The organism is Pedobacter sp. 10L46_2, assembly GCF_056395165.1.
In genome coordinates this window covers 1-22,436 of the sequence record NZ_JBFTIZ010000082.1, presented here as the reverse complement: position 1 = coordinate 22,436, position 22,436 = coordinate 1, and the positions used below count along the sequence as shown (strand labels likewise).

At 38.9% G+C, this 22,436-nt stretch carries 18 protein-coding genes; 14 read left to right on the top strand and 4 right to left on the bottom strand.

The window, feature by feature from the left end:
* A partial coding sequence (locus AC1DDX_RS11415; protein WP_477622055.1) for a glycoside hydrolase 5 family protein occupies positions 1 to 1,218 on the top strand: 1,218 nt, incomplete at its 5' end.
* Between the two features lie 153 nt (positions 1,219 to 1,371).
* Positions 1,372 to 2,670, top strand: coding sequence for an alpha/beta hydrolase family protein (locus AC1DDX_RS11410; RefSeq protein ID WP_337715832.1), 1,299 nt, complete (start codon positions 1,372 to 1,374; stop codon positions 2,668 to 2,670).
* A 534-nt stretch (positions 2,671 to 3,204) separates the two neighbouring features.
* On the opposite strand, the gene AC1DDX_RS11405 is transcribed toward AC1DDX_RS11410, so the two are convergent.
* Complete coding sequence (locus AC1DDX_RS11405; protein WP_337715830.1) at positions 3,205 to 4,422, bottom strand: TPR end-of-group domain-containing protein; 1,218 nt, start codon at positions 4,420 to 4,422, stop codon at positions 3,205 to 3,207.
* A 487-nt stretch (positions 4,423 to 4,909) separates the two neighbouring features.
* On the opposite strand from AC1DDX_RS11405, the gene AC1DDX_RS11400 reads away from it, so the two are divergent.
* From AC1DDX_RS11400 to AC1DDX_RS11360, 9 genes are all read left to right on the top strand, one after another.
* Positions 4,910 to 5,971 carry a LacI family DNA-binding transcriptional regulator gene (locus AC1DDX_RS11400; RefSeq protein ID WP_172660910.1) on the top strand — a complete coding sequence of 354 codons (1,062 nt, stop codon included), beginning with the start codon at positions 4,910 to 4,912 and terminating at the stop codon, positions 5,969 to 5,971.
* 140 nt (positions 5,972 to 6,111) lie between these two features.
* Positions 6,112 to 7,398, top strand: a complete 1,287-nt coding sequence (locus AC1DDX_RS11395) for a sugar MFS transporter (protein WP_337715829.1) — start codon at positions 6,112 to 6,114, stop codon at positions 7,396 to 7,398.
* A 38-nt stretch (positions 7,399 to 7,436) separates the two neighbouring features.
* Positions 7,437 to 8,096, top strand: a complete 660-nt coding sequence (locus AC1DDX_RS11390) for a carbohydrate-binding family 9-like protein (RefSeq protein WP_288879679.1) — start codon at positions 7,437 to 7,439, stop codon at positions 8,094 to 8,096.
* A gap of 136 nt (positions 8,097 to 8,232) precedes the next feature.
* Positions 8,233 to 11,301, top strand: a complete 3,069-nt coding sequence (locus tag AC1DDX_RS11385; RefSeq protein WP_477622054.1) for a SusC/RagA family TonB-linked outer membrane protein — start codon at positions 8,233 to 8,235, stop codon at positions 11,299 to 11,301.
* A 4-nt stretch (positions 11,302 to 11,305) separates the two neighbouring features.
* Positions 11,306 to 12,763 carry a RagB/SusD family nutrient uptake outer membrane protein gene (locus tag AC1DDX_RS11380; RefSeq protein WP_288879682.1) on the top strand — a complete coding sequence of 486 codons (1,458 nt, stop codon included), beginning with the start codon at positions 11,306 to 11,308 and terminating at the stop codon, positions 12,761 to 12,763.
* Between the two features lie 13 nt (positions 12,764 to 12,776).
* The gene (locus AC1DDX_RS11375; RefSeq protein WP_288879684.1) at positions 12,777 to 14,285 is read left to right on the top strand and encodes a CBM96 family carbohydrate-binding protein; all 1,509 of its coding nucleotides are present in this window, start codon (positions 12,777 to 12,779) and stop codon (positions 14,283 to 14,285) included.
* A 51-nt stretch (positions 14,286 to 14,336) separates the two neighbouring features.
* A complete protein-coding gene (locus AC1DDX_RS11370; RefSeq protein WP_337715825.1) occupies positions 14,337 to 15,884 on the top strand; it encodes a family 20 glycosylhydrolase in 1,548 nt (515 codons plus the stop codon).
* Between the two features lie 11 nt (positions 15,885 to 15,895).
* On the top strand, positions 15,896 to 17,083 hold the full coding sequence (nagA, locus tag AC1DDX_RS11365; RefSeq protein ID WP_288879689.1) for an N-acetylglucosamine-6-phosphate deacetylase: 1,188 nt from the start codon (positions 15,896 to 15,898) through the stop codon (positions 17,081 to 17,083).
* A 13-nt stretch (positions 17,084 to 17,096) separates the two neighbouring features.
* Positions 17,097 to 17,861, top strand: a complete 765-nt coding sequence (locus tag AC1DDX_RS11360; RefSeq protein ID WP_337715823.1) for a glucosamine-6-phosphate deaminase — start codon at positions 17,097 to 17,099, stop codon at positions 17,859 to 17,861.
* Here the strand turns inward: AC1DDX_RS11360 and AC1DDX_RS11355 are convergent.
* Together AC1DDX_RS11355 and AC1DDX_RS11350 are read right to left on the bottom strand one after the other, a co-directional pair.
* Positions 17,858 to 18,748, bottom strand: a complete 891-nt coding sequence (locus tag AC1DDX_RS11355) for a winged helix-turn-helix domain-containing protein (protein WP_337715822.1) — start codon at positions 18,746 to 18,748, stop codon at positions 17,858 to 17,860. The genes AC1DDX_RS11360 and AC1DDX_RS11355 overlap by 4 nt on opposite strands.
* A gap of 351 nt (positions 18,749 to 19,099) precedes the next feature.
* A complete protein-coding gene (locus tag AC1DDX_RS11350; protein WP_172660902.1) occupies positions 19,100 to 19,462 on the bottom strand; it encodes a colicin immunity domain-containing protein in 363 nt (120 codons plus the stop codon).
* Positions 19,463 to 19,588: 126 nt separating this feature from the next.
* On the opposite strand from AC1DDX_RS11350, the gene AC1DDX_RS11345 reads away from it, so the two are divergent.
* Positions 19,589 to 19,789, top strand: a complete 201-nt coding sequence (locus tag AC1DDX_RS11345; RefSeq protein ID WP_172660901.1) for a hypothetical protein — start codon at positions 19,589 to 19,591, stop codon at positions 19,787 to 19,789.
* Positions 19,790 to 19,948: 159 nt separating this feature from the next.
* Here the strand turns inward: AC1DDX_RS11345 and AC1DDX_RS11340 are convergent, their stop codons facing one another.
* Positions 19,949 to 20,260, bottom strand: coding sequence for a hypothetical protein (locus AC1DDX_RS11340; protein WP_048903995.1), 312 nt, complete (start codon positions 20,258 to 20,260; stop codon positions 19,949 to 19,951).
* 245 nt (positions 20,261 to 20,505) lie between these two features.
* Between AC1DDX_RS11340 and AC1DDX_RS11335 the strand changes: the two genes are divergently transcribed.
* Both AC1DDX_RS11335 and AC1DDX_RS11330 read left to right on the top strand, forming a co-directional pair.
* Positions 20,506 to 21,897: a S41 family peptidase gene (locus AC1DDX_RS11335; protein ID WP_337715820.1), complete on the top strand. Its 1,392-nt coding sequence runs from the start codon at positions 20,506 to 20,508 to the stop codon at positions 21,895 to 21,897.
* Positions 21,898 to 21,992: 95 nt separating this feature from the next.
* On the top strand, positions 21,993 to 22,436 hold a 444-nt coding region (locus AC1DDX_RS11330), incomplete at its 3' end, for a dihydrofolate reductase family protein (protein ID WP_477622053.1).

Here is a 22,436-nt window from a genome sequence, read left to right as displayed (position 1 = left end):
CTACAAAACAGCAAAGCACTAAAGGTTGAAATTAAGAAAACAGCGACGGGTTATACGTTCATCAGAAACGGACAACCTTATTTTGTAAAAGGGGCAGGCGGGACTTCAGAAACCGAAGCCATAAAAATTGCAGGAGGAAATTCTTTCCGAACCTGGGATACAGAACACGGAGCGGCAAATCTGGAGCAGGCAGAAAAACTTGGACTAACTGTTACGATGGGGCTGAATGTAGCACGTGAACGTCATGGTTTTGACTACAATGACGCAGTTGCGGTAAAGAAACAACTGGATCACCTGCGTAAAGAAGTGCAGAAGTATAAGGACCATCCGGCTTTACTCGCCTGGGGCATCGGAAACGAACTGAACCTGGACTATAAAAACCCCAATGTCTGGAGTGCTGTGAATGACATTGCAAAAATGATCCATCAGGAAGATCCGAACCATCCTGCCACTACTATGCTTGCAGGCATCAATCAAATAGAAATAGACCACATCAAAGCTAAATGTCCAGACCTTGATTTCCTTTCGGTGCAGGTATATGGCGGATTGGCCAAAGTCCCTGATCAGCTACAGACCGCAGGCTGGGATGGTCCTTACCTGGTCACTGAGTGGGGACCCACAGGGCATTGGGAATGTCCGAAAACATCATGGGGTGCCCCGGTTGAAGAAACTAGTTCGGAAAAAGCTGAAGTCTACAAAACACGATACGAAGCATCCATCCTGAAAGATAAGAATTGTCTGGGTTCCTATGTATTTCTCTGGGGGCAGAAACAGGAGCGTACACCTACATGGTATGGTCTGTTTACAGAAGCGGGGGAAACGTCAGAAGTATTTGACGTCATGCAATATGAATGGAGTGGCAAATGGCCTCAAAACCGGGCACCCAATATCAGTTCATTTACCGTAGATGGCAAAAGTGCACGTAGTTCTATTCATCTCAATCCCGAGGAGAAATATTTAGTGGTGATCTCTGTTTCAGATCCGGACAAAGACAAACTAACGATCAGGTGGGAGCTGTTGCCTGAAGCAACGGATCTTGGGCAGGGTGGTGACAGGGAAAGCAGGCCTGCACCAATCCCCAATATGGTAACGACAACTTCCCTGACAAATGCATTGCTCAGCGTACCTGCAAAGCTTGGCGCTTACCGTTTGTTTGTTTATGTGAGTGACGGTCATAATCATGTGGCTACAGCAAATATTCCTTTTATGGTACATTAAGCTTTTTCCTGTTCAATTTCGCGCATACCTGTTCACTTATGAACAGGTGGGTTTTTCGTAATACCAAATAAGTAGTTTAATTGTACTTCTAAAGCTTGTTATTTAGGTTGGCACAATGAATGGCCTTGGTTTTTAAATTTATCATTTAAAATTATGAAATCCTTCTACACAGTTCTTTTGCTTACAATAGCACAAATCGCATACGGTCAAACACCGCAGGGACATTATGAAGGTGCCTTGACACGGGATGGATCTGTTCAATTAATTTCATTCGATTTCCATATAGATAAAACAACTTACGATATCCCTGAAATTGGCTATATGAATGTGGCTACAGAAAAAATATCTCGGAGCAAGGACACTTTGAATGTGAAGATATTCAACGGAGATTTCTATTGTTTTTTAGACCCCAAAACAGGAGATGTAACAGGTATAAGCAAGGATATAAATCCTAGAATCCGGATTCATCTGAAAAAAGCATTAGCGAAAGAAAAGAGCTTTTCAGAGGAAGAAATTAAATTTACTAATGCAGATGTTTCGCTTGCAGGAGTTTTGTTTAAACCCAAAAAATCAGAAAAGCCTATTCCGTATGTGATTTTAGTACATCGATCAGGATGGGAAGACAGAGATACCCCGTGGTATCATTCGTTAGCCTACGATTTGGCGAGCAAGGGCATAGGCGTTTTACTTTATGATAAACGTGGAACCGGTAAATCAACTGGTAATTTTTCATCTGCGGATTTCAATGATCTGGCAGATGATGCTGTTTCTGCTTTTAATTATCTAAAAGAAAGAAAAGATTTGAATTATGTCAAAATAGGTTTTCTTGGTGCAAGCCAGGGAGGATGGATAACACCGCTGGCTGCAAATAAAGTCTCAGGCTGTGGCTTCGCAATTTTAATAGTTGGCCCTGCAGTTTCTCTTTATGAGCAAGATATTAATCGTGTTCAATATACCTTGACTGACGAAGGTTATTCAAAAGAATCTATTGACTCTGCACTTCATTATTCTGCACTTTTTTTCAAATATGTTCAGGGTAACAAGACAAAAGATTGGGATGCGCTTAAAGGATATGCCGCGAAAATTAAAGATAAAAAATGGATAGATTATCTTGATATACCCCAATCGCAAACTGGAGACGACATATTATGGTGGAGAAAAAATCGGTATGACCCCAAAGAGGCCTTAAATAAAATAAAATGCCCGGTATTGAGTGTTTTTGGTGAGAATGATGTATTAGTGCCACCAGCCGAAAACAAAAATAAAATGGAAACTTATCTGAAAAATGCAGGCGTGGATTATAAAGTTGTTACCATAAAAGATTGCGGACACGACATGATAACAAAGGGTAAACTGAATGGTGCTGATTGGGATTGGCCATATACTTATTGGCAATGGCAAAGACAACCTCAGGAATTTTTCAGTTCAATATTTGAATTTATAAAAAAATAAAACTCGAAGAAACCATTGAATTAAAAGATGGGGTAATTGAGCGAAAAGCTAAAGGTACCGTTCGCTAGAACTAACATATAGACAAAGATCTTATATAAGTCTAAAATTTGCATTACAGAAAAACGAAGGTATTCGTGTAACTCATTATCATTATTCCACATTTTTTTTGATAATTGGAACCTATCAAAACTTATTGGCCTTATTTGAATCTGAGATGCCAGCCTAAGAACAAAGTTAAATTCTGTTGCAGGGCTGAAGTTTATTTCTAAGAGACAGTTTTTCACAGTTTGTGTCGTGCGTAGCTTTTCCTAGCTCATGGACAATTAAAATCTATATTTACCTGCTATATCAATTCCTAAAGTAATATTATCGAAGTTTTTGAAGACCCGAATCTCAGTTCCGGTTCTTCAAAAGCTGTTTGCTCAGAGGAATCATCTTACCTGCCTTAACAAGAAAACCAACGTGTACTTTATGGCCAACCTCAAGGTTGTCTATTTAACTAATGAGCCATTATTTTTCTTTTTCCAAATGCTATTAATTATCAAGAGGCTTTTGCCAGAAATAATTTGGATTGGTAATTTCAAATACCTTGGTATCACTCGAAGTTTTTCTGGACGAGTTAACAGTATTAAAACGACCAGGATATAAATTAACATACTGAACCACAGTATTATTCTTCGAGTAAGTCTCCACATCCCAAACACTATTAACAGGGCAGCGTAACCAATAAAGGTTCTTTGACATATAAAAATCAAGATAAAATTCCTTGTTTCTAAATGCATCCTTATTTAAAAGGAGTTCCGAATTATTAATTAAGTGAGTTCTCACTTCTTCGACGCTTAATAATTCACCCTTATTATCACTCACATAGGCATTAAAAGTTGGATCCATCCATAGCCATTTATTAAGGGTTTTAGACCACACAACGTTTATCACATGGCAATCAGTGTCGGCAGTATCTTTTGGCATACATGTAATCATCCTGGATTTAAATCCCTCAGCGTGCAACGCATCCTTTAAAATGGTCGCTTTCATTCGACAATTCACGCCCCGTTTGTCGCGTTTGCACACCTCAATTATATCATTTGCATTTCTAGAAGGTGGATTGTCACCGTTTTGATGGGGCACTATATTGTAAGCCCAAAATAATAGTCTTTTTATTTTGCTGATCTCGTTACCGTTGCCTGCTACTGAATCCAAATTAAATTTAACTTTTAAGTCCACAAGCTCCTTTGAATCTGGAGATTGATAAATAAAAGGGGGCAACGCCGTTACTTTACCATTGAGATATGGGGGTGAGGTTTTTAAGATATAATTCATGTCGCCCCTTTCCCGGATACTTAAGAGGGCTTTTTCAAAGCGTTTGTTACCATGGAGGCTTTTTAGATCTGTATCTTGTATGGTGTTGTAATAATTGCTATATCCCAATTTTACGCATTTGTCAAACGCAGCAAGGGCTTGTGTAGTACTTCCTAACAAATTCTGATAACAGGCAAGATTATAGTACATGCCCGGGTACCAGTTTTTAACAGTAGCCTGGGTATCTACAGCAGCTTCTTCATATTTAACCAACCACTCGTTTATGAGACTAACTGCTTCAATGTAGTTCTTATTGTCAGCAGCAATGCGCCGATTATTATCCAATGCAGAAGTGTATGTTTTGAAGCTTTTTGTTGTGACAGAGGGTTTTTTCTGCGCAATTGAATTAATTATAGGCACAATTAACAATATTGTGAGTAATGCTTTTTTCATTCAAAATATTTTTAATGTTCTAATCTAACAAAACAACCCGAAACTTTTAAGCCGAGGTAGCTGACTAACTGTTGTTTAACACTTTTTAACAGAAAGGTATAACAATTATTCCCTCAATATTTGATAAATAAGCTGGCTAGAAATATTTGAGTTATATCTTCTTTAACACTTCCAAATCCTGATACCTTAACGACTGATTATCATAAACTCATTTCACTAATAAAGAAGTTTTTTTACTCTATCTGAAATGTTAGCCTGTTGTTCCCAAGTGGATGATTTTAATAAGGTTGCCGGGGTTTAATCTGAAAAATCGTATTCTTAATTTCAAAGCCACAGGATCTTGTTCTTTTGGTGATGCAAGAGAATAAGCCTTTGTTTCTTTTGCTTTGATTTTTACTTTGCTTCAATGACGAGCAATGTATGAACGACTAGACAATTTGAACTTTTGAAAATAGAATCTGTTATCTTTATATAATTTTTTAAGCATATGTCGGCAAAAGATATTGAATTAACAGGTGTAAAGGAAATCGCAAGAAGGGCAAATGTTTCAATTGGAACAGTAGACCGTGTGATCCATGATCGCAAAGGGGTATCGCAAAATACCAAGGATAAGATTAATGCAATTATTAAAGAGCTCGATTATCAACCTAATATCTTCGCGCGAAGGTTGGCGTCTAAAAAGCAGGTTGTTTTTGCTGTTCTGATTCCAAAGATTTCACAAGAAACCAATTATTGGGAGGCACCACTTCTTGGTATAGACCAAGCGGGAGCAGAGATCAGTCCTTACGGCATTGTCTTACAGAAATATTTATATGATGTCAACGATAAAAACTCCTTCCTTGAGCAGATCAAACTGATAGATCTTTCCTTGGTAAAGGGTGTTCTTTTGGCGCCAAGTTTTATTGAAGAATCTGAACAGTTTGTAAAGAAGCTTGAAATCAGAAAAATACCTTATGTATTCATCAATTCAGATATTCAGGGGCACGAAAGCTTAAGTTATTTCGGTCCTGATCTTTATCAAAGTGGTTACCTTTCTGCCCACCTCATGAAATACCTCCTTAAAAAGGAAGATAAGATTCTAATCGTTAACATTTCACAAGAAATAGATAACCAGCATCATCTATTGCGTAAAGAGCAAGGATTCAGGAACTATTTTAGCGATAATAAGCTTGAAAATGTCATCGTAAAAATTGATATCAAGCATACTGACTATACCTATATAAGCAACTCACTTGAGCAGGTGTTAAAAAGCCATAAGATTGCTGCTATTTTCGCAACCAATTCGAGGGTTTCAACCGTTGCCAAATATTTGGCAAAGACTGGAGATCAACATAGAATTTTAATCGGATTTGATTATACTAAAGAGAATCTTGCTTTCCTTAAGGAGGGGGACATTGATTTTCTAATCTGTCAGAAGCCCAGAGAGCAGGGGTACAAAGGGCTAATGGCCTTATATCAGTTTGTCGTGCATTCCAAAACTGGTGAAAAAAATAACTTTATGCCGATCGATATCATCACAAGCGAGAACTGTGACTTCTACATCAATTAAGCCATTATTTCATTGATTATTACTTTTTTTCAAAAAGCAATATCACCACCCTGATTTGGAATTCCAAAAAATGTTTTGTTTATTCGTGTACGTTAACGTTGATCATTCTCATACGTTTAATGTTAAGTAAAACAAACCATATGGACCAGAAGACTTATATTAAATCCTTGTATATCATTGCGGTACTTTTTTTTGTCTTCGGTTTTGTCACATGGATAAACGCAATGCTTATCCCATACTTCAAAATTTGCTGTGAGCTCAATAATCTCGAGTCTTATTTTGTAGCTTTTGCTTTTTATATTTCTTATTTATTCATCTCTTTTCCTGCTTCCATATTGCTTAAAAAGTTTGGTTTTAAGAATGGTATGATGATTGGATTTTTCGTGATGGCTATCGGTGCATTTATATTTGTACCAGCAGCGTTATTACGTAATTATCTGTTATTTTTAGTTGGCCTTTTTACGCTAGGGGCAGGACTGGCAGTTTTACAAACTGCAGCAAATCCTTACGTAACCATATTAGGCCCAAAAAACAGTGCGGCAATGCGGTTCAGTATTATGGGGATCTGCAATAAATTTGCAGGAATTCTTGCTCCTTTACTTTTTGCTGCGGTTATACTTAAGTCTTCCGATCAGGCACTGTTTGAACAAGTAAAGTCGATGGGAGCAGTTGAACGGGCATCGATTCTTGATGAACTGATCAGGAGGGTTATTGTTCCTTATTCATGTGTTGGTTTAATTCTGGTTTTACTAGGTTTTCTGGTGCGCTTTTCTTCTTTACCTGAAATTAATACCGAGCAGGAAGATGAGGTTACCGCCGAATCAAATAAAGGGAAACGTAATATTTTTCAGTTTCCCCATCTTGTCCTTGGCGCAATTGCCATATTTGTTCACGTAGGTTCACAGGTAATTGCGGTTGATACCATTATTGGTTATGCCCATTCTATGAATATTTCTCTTTTAGAAGCAAAGGTATTTCCTTCGTATACACTCACAGCGACAATCGTTGGTTATATCCTTGGAATTTCGCTGATTCCAAAATACCTTTCTCAGATCTTGGCCTTGCGTGTATGCATCATCCTGGGGGTTGTATTTACTTTATGTATCATTTTTTGTAACGGTAGTGTTGTCATATTGGGGCATCGGGCAGATATTTCTATATGGTTCATTGTATTATTGGGCTTTGCAAATTCAATGATATGGGCTGGAATATGGCCATTGTCTATGGATAGACTCGGACGTTTTATAAAAATAGGCGCTGCTATTCTAATCATGGGACTTTCCGGAAATGCCGTTATGCCGCTATTATATGGTCACTTTGCCGATATTTATGGTCTGCAAAATGCTTATTTCGTGCTTTTACCGTGTTATCTCTACCTGCTATTTTATGCCTACAAAGGGTACAAACTCGAGCGCTGGATTGGTTAAAAAGAAATCACCCTTTTTATTTGTTATAAAATTTTAAAATGAACTTAAATGTCTTTTACCTCAATGAAGATTCCAATGCCGCACCAGATCAACTTTCAGAGAAACTAGCTAACTATCCCCAAAATCGTTTGACTAATGATTCATGGCCTCAAATACCAGTAATTTGCACAGCCGATTTTTCTATCGCCCATACGGGACAACACATTCTGTTAAAATTTACCATATCCAATGATTATTTCCGATCTATAGAAAGACCGATTAACAGCGAAGTTCATCTTGATAATTGTGTAGAGTTTTTTATCGCTTTTGACCAGTCTGATCAATATTATAATATTGAGTTCAATTGCCTTGGGATTGGAAAAATGGCTTATGGTAATCAAAAAGCTAAAAGAACTTTATTCCAGAATTCTGTAGTGCAGAAAATTCGTACCTGGACAAAATCAGATGCTCAGGAAGGGGAGTTTAACTGGGAGATGACGATGATTATACCTGCAGATGTATTTATATTCCATCAAATTCAAAACTTTGAAGGCATCACTGCGAAAGCTAACTTTTATAAATGTGGTGATGCGTTGCCAAATCCTCACTTTCTATGTTGGAATAAGGTGATATCCCCTATACCTGACTTTCATCGTCCAGATCATTTTGGAACCATTCAATTTATGCCTGCGCAAGCTGAATTAAATAGTTTTAAATGACAAATGTGTTTTTTTTAAAATAAATTCGTGTACGTACCCGTTTATTTAATATATTAGCATTTAGATAGTTGTAGTCTTTGTCCGGATAGGATTTCAATCTATTATTTACCAACCTAAAAACCAAAAACAAATGACCATGATGGTCGCATTTTCCATGCTGAGTACCTTTGCCCAGGTCAGCCCCGCTAAAGGGACATTATTTACTTTAACTGGGCAGGTAACTAATGAAAAAACTAATGAAACCCTTGTTGGGGTTTCAATCCGCGTGCAGGGAACAGATAAAGGCACGGCAACAGATCAGAATGGTAATTTTAGTTTAGAGGTAACTCCCGGAGCTGTTATTTTGGTGAGTTATATGGGTTACCAAAATCAGACAATTAATATAGGGGAGCGTAAACGCTTAAATATTAAGCTGGCTGAAAGCGAAAGGCAGCTTTCAGAAGTAACCATTAATGTAGGCTATGGTACCCAGAAGGTTAAAGAAGTTACTGGTGCTGTCGGATCAATTACGGCCAAGCAGATGGATACTCATGCCCTGGGGGATGTGAATTCGAGTTTGCAGGGTAAGATTGCCGGACTTCAAATTACAAGTAATTCCGGAGAGCCTGGTGCCGGTGCCACAGTAAGAATACGTGGGGCATCCTCAGTAAACGGTAGCAGTCAGCCATTATATATCGTAGATGGTGTTCCCATAAATGCAGATACTTACGGTGGTGGATTGGTAGATGATGCATCGACTTTTAGTCCCCTGGCAGATTTAAACCCTCAAGATATAGCATCTATAGAGGTATTGAAAGACGGAACTGCATCTATATACGGTTCCAGAGCATCGAATGGTGTAATTATCATTACTACTAAAAGTGGAAAGAATTCCAGCAAACCAGAGATACAGTTTTCAGCAAATGGAAGTATTGCAAACATCACGCGAAAAATTGGAGTGTTAAATGCGCCACAGTTCAGAAGTGCATTTATAGATGCGATATATAATTTTACAGGAGCCCAGACCACTAAAGTCTCTGTGATAGATTCACTTCATCCATATTATTCTAAATCTAACAATTGGCAGGATCTGATGTACCGATCGGCATATCAGTACAAAGCAGATGTCAGTATCAAAGGTGCTTCTAAAGATAATAATATGAATTATTTTGTTAGTGCAGGCTATAAAGATATAGACCCGATTATCATCAATACTAAATTTAAGCAAACTTACGCTTCGGCAAAGGTATATTACACGGTAAATAAGGTTATTACGGGAAATACGAATTTCAACATATCCACCAATAATTACAACAGAATACTCAGCGGACTAAGCAATCAGAGTGCGATATATCAGGCTTTAAGTACCATGCCTGTTTATTCACCATATGATCCCATCACAGGACAACTTATTCCACTTCTGGAGGGAAGTAAACCCAATCCGATAGCTATCTCTGAGCTGGCTGCTAATAAAATAAACAGATGGAGGATGTTTGGTAATCAAGATTTTAAAGTGAAAATTTTAAAAGATTTGGATTTCAAGACAACTTTAGGAGTTGACTATTCGAATACAGAGGAAACAAATTTCACTCCTCAAACGCTCTTACCACAGGGTCAGGTCAGTTCATCTTACCTGACTACAGGGAAAAACTATTCCTTTATCAATGAGAATACGTTAAACTACAGAACAACCCTTGCTAATGATCATAACCTTACCTTTTTGCTTGGACAGTCTTACCAGAAATTTACAGACAACAACGTCAATGTGATAGGTAGAGGCTTAATTGATGCAACCATTACCTCTATCAATGGTACATCTGTTGTTTCGCTTTATAATCAGAACATCGAAGAATACAGTCTGCTTTCTTATTTTGCCAGGGCAAATTATGACTACAAAGGCAAGTATCTTTTCTCTGCGGTAATGAGAGCTGATGGTTCTTCAAGATTTGGAGCGGATAACAGATTTGGATATTTCCCCTCATTCTCGGCCGGTTGGAGATTGTCAGAAGAAGATTGGTTTAAGAAAATCAGTTTTATTTCAGATGCAAAGATCCGGGGAAGTTTTGGTGTTACAGGTAACCAGTCGATCGGTAATTATGCATGGCAGGGATCACTCAGTACCATCGGTACTTATCTAGGTAATGTAGCAATTGTTTCTAACGGAGTTCCAAATGCATCGTTAAAATGGGAAACGACAGAACAAACAAACATTGGTCTGGACCTCTCTTTTTTACGTGATAGAATTCGCTTTACCGCAGATGCTTATCTGAAAAAGACAACCGGGCTTTTATTTGATGTAGCTGTTCCGGGCACTACAGGTTATGCTACAGTTCCTGCCAATTTCGGTAGTTTAGAGAACATAGGTCTTGAATTTACACTTTCAACGGTTAACATAGACCAGGAATTTAAATGGAATTCTACATTCACTTTCTCACTAAACAGAAATAAGGTACTGTCTCTTCCTGGCAATCAGGATTATCGTCCAAATATTTATAATATGGCAAGGGTAGGGGAAACTGCAGGCGTATTTTACGGTCTTAAAGCTTTGGGCGTGTATGCTTATGACACAGATAATGTATATCAGCGGGATGCAGCCGGAGCTGTTGTTCCTTATCGTCAGGGATCCGCAAATGGATCGATCTATAAAGGTGGAGATGTAATATGGGAGGACATAAATGGCGATGGTATCATTAACGATTCCGATTTGCAGGTAATTGGTGATCCAAATCCTGATTTTACTGGAGGTTTTCAAAACGAATTCAATTACAAAAAATTCACGCTTTCTACATTAATCACCTACAGTTTTGGCAATGATGTATTTAATGAGGTTAAAAGAAACCTGGATGCTACACCATATGATCAGAATTTCACCACCGATCAGCTTAGACGATGGAGAAAACCGGGTGATGTAACAGATGTTCCAAGATTGGTTAAAACTGACCCGATGTTAAACAATGCCATCTCAAGCAGATTTGTAGAAGATGGTTCATTTATCAGAGTTCAAAATCTTGCGCTCAATTATAGAATTCCGACGAAAGTATTGAACAAGCTAAAAATAAACAATGCTACTGTAGGATTCTCGGTAGTCAACCTGCTAACCTTTGGTTCTTACACCGGATATGATCCCGAGGTCAGCTCATCAACTAATGCACTTGCCGTTGGTGTAGATCGTGGATCTTTCCCAAGAACCAGAACATATAATTTGTCATTGAACTTTAGTCTTTAATACTATGAAACGAAGAGATTATAAAATATACAGCTTTATGCTGATCACCTTGGTTTTCTTATCCAGCTGTAAGAAGGCATTAGAAATCGATCCAACAACTTCTTATTCCAGTTCGAATTTCTGGACCGAAACGCCTCAGGCAACGGCAGCTTTATATGGTGCATACAACCTTTTACAAGGAGCAATGGCGCCGGAGTCTGTTTTATACGGCGAAGGAAGGGCTGATAATGTAGTCATAAATCCACTGGCATTGAGCTCGCAGACCTTGAATTTGTTAACAAACAACCTCAACTCAAGTCTGCCTATTGCAAACTGGAGTGGTTTCTATCAGGTTGTTAATCAAAGTAATTTAATCCTAAAGAACACTTTGGAAATGAAGGGTAAAGGACTTTATTTAGGGAAAGCTGCTGAATATAATAGTGTAAGAGGGCAGGCCTTTGCCATTCGCGCTTTCTGTTACTTTTACATGACCCGTATTTGGGGTAAATTACCCATGGTAACTGAACCCTTTGTAGATGCGAAACAAAATGTAAGCATTGCACGTTCAGATACTGCTGCGGTGTACGCCCAGATCCAGGCAGATCTTGATTCTGCAGCATTAGCGCCAATCCCTGCATCTTATACAACGGCTCCGGCAACCCGGGCCCAGTTTACATTAGGTGCAGTTAATGCTTTGTATACTGATTTTTATATGTGGCGTCATCAATATGAGAATGCACTTGTGGCCTCACAGAAAATTCTGACCAGCTCAACCTATTCACTTGCCTCACTTTATAGTGCCTCGTCAACGGTAGATTATAATGTTAATCCGGCATTAATTGACAATACTGCTTATGCGCAGATGTTTACGAAAGGAGCTTCTAATGAATCAATTTTCGAAATCGATTACAATTTTGCGGAGCGGGCCACACGATCATTTTTGATTACGGTATATGGTGATCTTGGTTTCCAGCCGTTCTTCAAAGCCAGTGGTTACCTATCTAGTAAATTCAGCTCAACGGATTTGCGTTCAAAGATTAATTTCGATACCAATTCGGGTATCGTAAAATTCTTTGAGAAATCTGGATTTGTGCGTGGTACGCAGGACGATAAGAATATTATCATTTATCGCCTGGCCGATATCATGTTGTTACGTGCTGAAGCACTCAATAAAACCGGCAACATTCCCGGAGCAATGGTACTGGTAAATCAAATCAGAAGCAGAGCCGGGGCCCAGCCATATGCGGAAGATTCTTACAGCGGATTTACCACCGATCAAATAGAAGATCTTATCCTTGATGAACGTGCCAGAGAACTTTGTTACGAAGGCAAGAGATGGTTTGATCTGGTACGTACAGGCAAGGCCATTAAAGTAATGCAGCCCATCAATGGCCTTAGTCAGACTGAAAACTTCCTGTGGCCATTAAGCCTTACCGAAATCAGATTAAACCCACTGTTGGATCAAAATTCATATTACCAATAAAAAATATTTAAAGATGAAAAAATTAAATCTTTACCCAAAAGTACTTTTTCTCTGCATGTGTGTGCTCACAATTGTAAGTTGTGGCAAACTCGAGCTTTTGAAAAATGAAGATAGTAACGGAACTGATGCAGGTGCTAACCTTAAGGAGCAAACCATACAACAGTTTCTACTTGCAGACCACAGTTCAGATTTAACCGAACTTGATCTCTTTGCTTCAGCAGTGAAACGTTCGGGCTTGATGGATATGCTGGGTAAAAGCGAGGATTATACTATGGTACTGCTCACCAATCCCGCGGTTAAACAGCTTTTGGCAACGGTAGGGTATACCAGTGTTGATCAGGTACCTCCCATTATTCTTAAAAACCTGTTGGGCGATCTGATCATAAAAGGGAAATTAAAATCCACTGATCTTAGTCTTGATGAGACAAGAAAAATAGAAACCATTAATGGAAACTATATTTACTACTCCAGAACATCAAACGCATCTGATCAATATGTGCTGAGAATTAATCAGAATTCAACATTAGGATCCACGGCGGCAGTGGTACGGTCGCAGGATCTGGAATTTAACAACGGCGTAGCCCAGGTTACTGCTCAGTTTACTTTCTACAGGTTGCTGGACGATAAACCGGATGAGGCCGATGAGGGGGGGAATGTGATTACACAAAAAATCAATGTGGCTAAAGACGTTTACGTTCGCGGCGGTTCTGGTAACTCAAATGCCAATTTCAACGATGTGGCAACCATAGATTTAAAAGCGGTAAGTTCCGCAGATGCTACTGTTGGTCGTATTGGTGTAATGCAGTACCCACTGGAAAAACCAAGCTTTGGCGACAAAATTGGCGCCGCAAAGATGTATGTTTATGTGTATACCACAGGGTTAACGCCTGCTACCACATTCTCCTTTTCTGCACATTTAGGTGAAAATAAAGATTGGGCGGAAAATGCAATCACCTGGAACAATGCTCCGACCTACAATTCTGTTCCTATGTCAACTTTATCTATTCCCGGAGAAACAGTTGGATGGGTTTCTTTTGATGTTACCTCAGCAGTTAGTCAGCTTTACGCAAATAATGAAACCTTTATCAACGTGTTTTTAAAACACAATGTTGATAATTTTATTAAGGTTCGCCCAAGGGAATTCTCTAATGGACTTTACAGTTCTTATATTACTATTAGTTCTCCACCGCAAACAGTTTTAACACTCGGCAAGGTAAGTGTGCTTAATGTTTCTGCCCTTGAGCAGATTGCACCGTTAACATTGGCTAATTTGAAAATGGAAGGTACAACTGATCATAACATTACCTACTCCGTAAAACAGGTTCCTACGGCCGGATTCTTAGTTAAATATGGGATTCCGCTTGCTGCAAATGCCTCTTTTTCGCAGGCTGATATTGCAAAAGGAGCCATTAAATACCTATATGGGGGATCGGGCAATACGGATAAGATCATTTTTGAGGCAAGAGATCATAACGGAGGGTATTTTAAATCAGACATCAGCCTGGATATCGCAATTAAATAGATTTTGCCTGGCATTTGCTTAAATCAGTAAGTCCGAACAAAAATATAAATTATGAAAAGAACAGTATTTCTTGTAATGCTTTTAACTACATTTTTTGACTATGCAAATGCATTTCAAAAAGGGTTAAACGATCCGGTTTCACCATTTCCGGTAAGGGGATTTCATCTCGATTTGCGCATTCAGGCCATTCCTATGCCCGCTCTTAGAAAACTTGCGCTGCAATTGGTTAAGGGTGGCATTAATACGCTGGTTATGGAATGGGAGGCAACTTATCCTTTTCAGGACGAACCTTTGATTCCTAATCGTTTTGCTTATACAAGAGATGAAGTAAAGGCTTTTATTGCTTACGGTGCTTCTATAAAACTTGATGTCATACCACTTCAACAGAGCTTTGGACATGTTGAATACATTCTTAGAAATCCCAAATACAAAGACCTGAGAGAAGATCAGAAAGATTACTCTCAGGTCAATCCAATTCGCGAGGCTGAGGCTAAAAAGCTTTTTACCACGCTTTATCAGGACTTGATTTCTACACATAATTCTCCTTATATCCATATTGGTGGTGATGAGACTTATCTGCTGGGACACTCAGAAGAATCCAAAAAGAAGATTAAAGCAGTCGGTATCGGAAGGCTATATGGCGATTATATCAAAATGCTTTGCGATGTTGTAGTTGGATTGGGTAAGAGACCGGTACTTTGGGCAGACATCGCTTTGAAATATCCGGAGGCATTAAAGGGTTTACCAAAAGAGACCATTTTTATCGACTGGAATTATGGATGGGACATCAATATGTTTGGTGACCATGAAAAACTCATGCATAGTGGTTTTGAAGTATGGGGAGCACCATCAATAAGGAGTCATCCCGATAATTACTTTCTCACCCAATGGGGAAAACACTTTAAAAATATTTCTGATTTTGTTCCGTTGGCAAAAGAGCTGGGCTACAAAGGCATCATTATGACTTCCTGGTCTACCTCCGGATTGTATTCTCCCGTGTTTGAAACCACCAGGGATATCGTAGATCTTTATGCAATCCGACGTGTTTATCCTATCAGCGGATTTAATATGCTTATCGCGGCATTTCTTGAATCCATAAAGTCCGGGAAGGCACTTGATACAGAAAAGTTCATTTACGGTTATGCCAAATCGCAATATGGTTTTGATGAAAACAGTGCTAATGCGTTTTGGAAAGCGGTTTCGGCGGTTCCTTTCGAGATTACACAAGGAAAACCGATCAATACGGATTTAAGTATTGATCAAATGTTAGATAGTACCAAAAAAGCATCTGCTATACTCCTGAAGCTTAAGCCCGTTAAAAATGCAAAAGAGTTTGAACATTACCGCTTAATGGCAGCCATCCGTATACAATATCTTACTTATCAGTCGATAGAATCCCGGGCAAATGCTCCGGAAATGACCGCCGAAAAGCTTAAGGTACTAATTCCTGAGCTTGAAGCGCTACCTACTAAAGAACTGGATAAGAAGTTTATAGCGCTCAATTCAGAGATCATGTACCCTTCAGAAATTGCTCAGGAAAATGAGCTTAGAAATGCGAAAATCAAGGTATTGCTGGATAGGCTGAAGAGGCTTAAATAATACTAAAGAAAATGGAAAAGATTAAGCTATATAATGGTAAAATAATTACTCCCCATCGTATAATTAACGGGGGGTGTATCATTATTGAAGGAGGAAAGATTCTTGACGTAAGCACCTCAGATATTCATGTAGAAGGGGCATTAGAAATAAATGCAAGGGGTAATTACATTGCACCTGGATTTATTGATTTACACGTTCATGGTGGTGGTGGTCACGATTTTATGGACAATGAGCTGGATGGCTTTCTGGCAATTGCAGAATTACACGCTAAACATGGTACAACAGCACTCATGCCTACAACATTAAGTAGTGAGCATCAGGATTTGCTTGATACTTTAAGTGTTTATGAAACTGCCGATGTCAGAAATGTTAAAGGCGCACAGTTTATAGGGATACATATTGAAGGACCATATTTCTCTATGGAGCAAAGAGGGGCACAAGATCCAAGATATATCAGGGCGCCGGATCCGGCAGAATATCAGGAGATTATTGCGGGTTCTAAGGCTATTAAACGCTGGAGTGCAGCACCTGAGCTTAAGGGAGCCTTAGAATTTGCTCAATACCTGACTGAAAAAGGTATTTTGCCATCCATTGCACATACCAATGCGATATACGAAGAGGTATTGCCGGCATTTGAAAAAGGTTTTACTCATGCTACACATTTTTACTCGTGTATGTCGGGTGTTTCGAGGCGAAATGCATACCGTTATGCGGGAGTGATAGAAAGTGCCTATCTGCTTGATGCAATGACTGTAGAAATCATTGCTGATGGCATTCATCTTCCTCCGCCGTTACTTAAGCTTGTCCTCAAAATTAAAGGGGCAGACCGAACTGCACTGGTTACTGATGCAATGCGCGCCGCAGGTATGCCGCCAGGGCCAAGTATTCTTGGTAGTCGACGTGATGGCCTGGAAGTTATTGTTGAAGATAACGTGGCTAAATTGAAAGACAGAACTGCCTTTGCGGGTAGTGTTGCTACGATGGATAAGCTGGTTAGAAATATGGTGGAAATGGCTGATGCTACCCTGGAAGATGCCGTTAAAATGGCTTCTCTTAGTCCGGCAAATATAATCGGCATAGGAGATCGAAAAGGATCACTGGTGGCAGGTAAGGACGCTGATATTGTCATCTTCGATGATCATGTAAACATTATGCAAACCATAGTGTCTGGGAAAAGTATATATGTAAAATCAATTTAATTTATATCTGGTGGTGAAAAAAAAAGAGTTAAGCATGCCTGAGCTTCGGGTTTACAAGTCAAGAAAATTAATGGGAGCTGCGGCAGCGAGCCGGCTCGCCATCGAGATTAATGCTGTTTTGAAAAATAAAGATTCCGTTAATATCGTATTTGCAGCAGCTCCTTCACAAAATGAATTTTTGAGCGCGCTTTTTTACGAGGACATTAAATGGGAGCACGTAAATGCTTTTCATATGGATGAGTATATCAATTTGGATGAAAATGCAACCCAAAGATTTGGGAATTTTTTAAAAGAGCGCATATTTGATAAGTTCAATTTTAAGTCTGTGAACTACTTGAATGGAAATGTTGATGACGTTCAATCAGAATGTAAACGTTATTCGAGGTTACTTGAAAATCATCCGATTGATATCGTTTGTATGGGGATAGGTGAAAATGGGCATCTTGCTTTTAATGATCCGCCCGTTGCCAATTTTAGTGATCCTGAAATCGTAAAGGTGGTTACATTAGATTTGCCCTGCAGGCAGCAGCAGGTTAATGATGGTTGTTTTGCTAGTCTAGACGATGTACCTACTCAGGCGCTAACATTAACAATCCCCGTTCTAATGAGTGCAAAGATTATCAATTGTGTGGTACCCGGACAGGCAAAAGCACAGGCTGTGTTAAATACACTAACCAAGCCCATATGTAGCGATTTTCCGTCAACTGTATTACGAAAACATAACGGGGCAGTACTTTTCCTGGATACCGACAGCAGCAAATACATTCAGTCTTGTTAAGAACTAATCTCAAGCCTGTATCCTTTGGCGCGAACAACAACAATTTTGATATTCGGATCAATTTCCAATTTTTTTCTAAGTTTTGATATGAACATATCCAGACTGCGACCTACAATAACACCCTCATCCTCCCATATCTCTTTTTGCAGTCGACTTCGCTCTATAATCTCGTTAGGAGACGAGGCGAAAATGCGCAGTACACGGGTTTCCGTTCCGGTCAGGTCTGTTGTCTCTCCATTTGTCATGAGCTTACGATTCTTCACGTCGAACAACACTGAGCCCAAAGTGAACATATCAGCATGCCCACTGTTAGGTAAGGCCTTCCGAGGCTTAACAGATCTCAAAAAGAAAAACCCAACAACTGCTAAAAATGACAGACCTCCCAAAAAATATTCATTCTTTGCTACACTTATGCCCGGCGGTTTAAATTTGATGTTGATCATGTAACATGCTCTAGGCTGTTTTCTTCCTAAGCATGCTACAATATCATCTTTCTTATTTTTGGATATTGCGTATCCATAGGCTACACTGGCATTGCTACAGTTCATTACGTTTACAACATAATCACGTGCCAGCTGATCTTTGCCCAACAAGCGCTGAGTAGTATTCACCAGCGAGTCCGGTTGAAAAGTAAGCTCATTCTCAAACCTGATCTGGTATTCATTTTCTGCGATCTTTTTTACCGGAAGCACTCTTGATGTACTGTCGCCYGACTGTAAGAGTATCTCATGTCCAAGCCTTCGTAGCAAAACTTCTCTCCTGGCGATATCAAAGTCGTCACCATCCTTCCTACTGAAAGCCACGCAGATTACAGAAATAAACAAGAGTAGCAACAACCCGAACAGGTACTTGCGTTTCCCGGACAGGAGATTTCGGTTAACATGCATAATGTCAAGATTTTATTTACAAAGTTTACAATTTTATTTGCAATCTAAGCTCTTCAGGCTGAAATATGTCAAAGTAATTTCGCTTAATCAATTAGAAATGATATGAAAAATAAAAGAAACGTTTTGTACAGCACGGTTATCATGCCGTCACCGAAAATCGAGTATCAGGCCTTAGGTGGCCTTTGGTCCAGGTAGTGTTACACATAATATAGTCACCTTTTGCTACACGCTGAGACCGAAATTGTTCGAACCTTGTTCGACCAGAGCCGAATATGTAGGGGACTAGAGTAGTGCCAGATCTTAACGATCTGCACCTCCCAAAAAGAAGGCAAAAAAATTGAACGTTTGAGCTTAAATTTTATTAACGCTTTGCAGTTTCTGTAACTTCTTAAAAGCCTCTTTTGCTCTTCTTATTAACTCACATTCATTAAAATTAATTAAATTAACATTAACAAAATCATCAGGATCATACAAGTAAGCCAGTGAGTAATATCTGATGTCGAGATAGAGGGTATCTAAAACCTTTCCTATTCTCTCGTCAAACTTTCCCAACTGCCCATACTCATCCTGAGATTTGATTTCAAGAAACAATTGTTCGAACTCGGCAATTTCAATTTTTCCGGAATTTAACATCGAGAACAGATGCAAATACTTCTGCAAGTGTATTTTGTCTAATAACTTTATTTCATTTATCATAAAATATGTACTAGTCATCTACGTCTTTTATGATCATGCGGTTTTCATTGCTTCTTTTTTCCATTGTTATGATATAATCTGGAAATTCCATATTCAGGTTTTGCTGCATAATGGAATGATAAGTATGAATATATCCGGGATAAATTGGAACTCACTTACGCAAGTCAGACGGTGAAAGACCAATTGGAGAAAATATGGCAAAATGCTTTAGAAATACGTAACAACTGGGAGCTAAACCACCAGTCAGGCCGAGCAAAATGGAAGTTCATCAAAGCTACAGTAACCCATGATCCAGCTAACTTTGGAAAGGCCTATCTGGTGCAGCGTATTGATTTTGTGAAGTAGTCATCTTTGGTAAACACTTAATCGGAATATATATGCATAAAAAAGGCTGCTTAAAAGCAGCCCCTTTCAATCATCATCAGCCCTTTTCAATCACTAAGGGAATGCTGTTGTGATTATATTTTATCAGAACTATTCAGGGGTTCTGACTAAGATGAAATGTTATTGTACTATTTTACCGTCTTTGTCAATTTTCAAAGATGATGTTTCCTCACCTTTTTTAACATCGATTTGGTAAAAGCTTGATTTATCTGCATTTGTTACCAAAAATGCAGCTGTTGGAGTCCATTCTTTAACTGGATCTGTTTGCAAAGTTTTTTGCACTGGTTCTGGAAGATCTTTTAATTCTACCGGAGTTTTGGTTGTACTATCCTGATGAACACTAATCATCACTGGATTTTTGATTTCGCTTGCTTTTACTGAGGTTAATCCTGCTACAGCTAAAATTGCTGCTGATAAAATGATCTTTTTCATAATTACTATATTAAAGTTCAATTAAATATTCTTGTTATTTATGTTTAGAGTATGCTACATAATAATGCCTAACTACATTTGTTTTGGCACGGGGTTGATTTACAGTAGTTTACTGATTAGCTCGTTTTATTATACTGTTGCATTTTTCCGCAACTTGCGGAGCGCCGATACAGTTTTGTGGATAACAAAGTCCATGTATTAAAAAACTGCCATAATTATTACCTTTAATAAATTCCATTTTGTCGATGAATTATTTTATCTCAGTTATCTGCCTGCTACTCTTAAGTACGTATAGTAAAGCGCAATATCTTGATGAAATGTCTGTAAAACTGCATCAACCCGCTGATCTTAAAAAAGATGTTTACCTCGTGCAAAACACATTAGAAAAAGAAAATCCAAATCTTTATCTATATATCAGTAAAAAAGATCTTGACCATAAATTTGATAGTTTAAGGATGACCATAAAACAACCACTTACCAGCATAAGTCTATATGTTAAACTATTAAGCGTTATCAGTTATATCGGCGATGGTCATTTAACCATCAACATAGACTACTCGAAATTTACCGCCTCTGATATTGCATTTTTAAAGAAGCCAACATTACAGCACCCTATTTATCAATTTAATTACCGGGTAATAGCACACAGGCTATTTATCAGCGAAAATTTATCTGTCGATTCCACAATAGCTAAGGGTACAGAGATCTTAAGTATTAATGATGTTCCAGCCGCTAAATTGATAGATAGCTTGAGCCACTACATTACCTCAGATGGTTATAATACTACCTATAAAGAGTTCCTGATGAACGGCGGCCTATTTGCAGAACGTTATCGTTTTTTATATCCGAAAAGGGAACCTTTGAACTTTAAGCTCAGTTCCAATAAAGGTACGCAACAAATCACACTAAATGCCTTTCAAAAACCTGGTTATGATAGCAGTAGTGTTGCCCTGCCCCCACATACAGCGTATAAATTATTAACGGCTGATAGTAGCATTGCCTACCTTAAACTCCAGACCTTTTTTAATGGCGCTAATTATGAAGGGTATCACGGTATTTTTGCGGACATTCAAAAGAGAAAATTAAAAACATTAATAATAGACCTGCGCGGAAACACCGGAGGAGAAATCGGTTGGGCATCAAGTATATATAGTTTCTTAATAGATACGCCAACCTATTTCTACAAGCTTCCGGCAGAAATAAGCCGGCAAAAGTTACTGTATGATAATCCAAAAATACGGGACTGGGTTAAAAAGGCATCTAAATTAAATTATCCCATTGTTACACCTGATACCAGCATATTTAAAGGCAAAATATATGTACTTATAAATGGTGGTAGTTTTTCGGCATCCAGTTTACTGGCAGCAAATATGCGAAACCTAAAAAACGTAACTTTTGTTGGTGAAGAAACCGGAGGCAGTAAAAATGTCTGGACTGCAGGGATAATCAAAAATATGACGCTTCCCACCAGTAAACTTTCACTCGCTTATGGCAACATGCCGGCCTATTTTGGTGACATTACAAACATTGACGGGCGTGGATTAATGCCTGATGTATCAATTTCCTACACTATTGAGGATTATTTAGCAAATAAGGACCTGGAGATGGATTGGGTGTTAAAGGATATTGCGCGTTAGAGGAGAAAAACACCCTCATATTGTCGCAATTACACCTCACACAGGTAGCCTGTCCTCTTTAAATTTGAATCATCATTATACTAAATAGCATCAAAATGAGAAAGATCAGAATTTTCGAACATATCTCGCTTGACGGCGTGATTGAGCACGACAAAAACTATGCATATGGCGCATGGACTGCACCATACCGGACCCCTGACGGATTGGCTATGCTTCTTGACGCATACGGTCCTGGTTTTGACCTGCTAATTGGCCGACGCACATACGATGAGTGGTTGGGCTATTGGCCAAATGCCGGAGACTTTCCGATGGCGAACGCTATAAACGCTGCAACCAAACACGTAGTGACGCACAGACCGGAAAGCCTTAAATGGGGACCAGTGAAAGATCTTGGAGAAGATTTCATCGAGGAGCTTCGCAAACTCAAGTTGACCGACGGGCCCGATCTGGTCGTTTCCGGAAGTATATCACTGACACCTTTGCTACTCAACGCGGGATTGATAGATGATGTTATCCTGATTGTATACCCGGTATTACTG